This is a genomic window from Arcicella lustrica (genome assembly GCF_034930985.1).
GTDB classification, from domain to species: Bacteria; Bacteroidota; Bacteroidia; order Cytophagales; family Spirosomataceae; genus Arcicella; species Arcicella lustrica.
In genome coordinates this window covers 1-929 of record NZ_JAYGIM010000034.1, presented here as the reverse complement: position 1 = coordinate 929, position 929 = coordinate 1, and the positions used below count along the sequence as shown (strand labels likewise).

The window sequence follows — 929 nt, the reverse complement described above, 5'->3', positions numbered from 1 at the left end:
TTTTTTTTATTGTATTACCAAGATTACACCATTTATTTTTTATTTCTAAATGTATTTTAATCTTTTGTGTTAATACTGGTTTTTGTGCTAAGTTGGGCTTCTATTCCTGTTCATTTCTTTGTGTTTTGGCTTATTCCTACTTGATATTTAATATTGATTCTTATTCCTGATTTTACTTACTCTTACTGAATTTATTCCTAAAGATTACTCGGTTTGATTGGGCTAAAACGCTTATGAATGACATGGGGTTTTACCTGCTTTCCTTGCGACTTTTCTTGCATTTTTATCACTTCATCAGAGACTTTCTCTACTGAGCTTTTGGTCTCTTTCTGCTGAATATTACGCTTCTTCCATCGCTTGATTAATACTCCTTTTTGTTCATGAGCTACCACTGGAGTAAGTCTGTCACAACTATCGTGCGTCCTTAATTCATTGTAGCTTTTGATGGCTCTATCAACCGCTATTTGAGCAGTTTGATGACTCTCAAAGACTTGATTTAACAAGAATTCATACTTGAGGATGCCATTTACTCTTTCCGCCTGAGCATTTTCGTAAGGGTCTCCGTTTTCTGTCATCGATAATTGAATGCCTAAGTGAGCTGTCGTATTGACATAATCTTGACAACAATACTGAATACCACGGTCACTATGATGAATGAGTTTATCTGTCCGCTTAAGGTCTTTACTGGCCATCAGCAAAGCATCAATCGCTCCCTTAGCTTCTAAAGTAGGATGAAGTTTGTAACCCACAATCTTACGACTATAAGCATCTGTAATGATACTTAAGTAGCTGAATCCCTTCACTGTACGAATGTAAGTGATGTCACTAACCCATAATTCCCCTGCCTGATCCAAGACTAATTCCTTGATTAAATTCCCATATTTACGGTATGGATGATTGGAATTGGTGGTAATCGCTCTTGATTTACG

General features: G+C 36.4%; 1 protein-coding gene. It reads right to left on the bottom strand.

The window, feature by feature from the left end; translation table 11 throughout:
• Positions 1-197: 197 nt before the first annotated feature.
• On the bottom strand, positions 198-929 hold a 732-nt coding region (locus tag VB798_RS24310; RefSeq protein WP_323689833.1), incomplete at its 5' end, for an IS3 family transposase.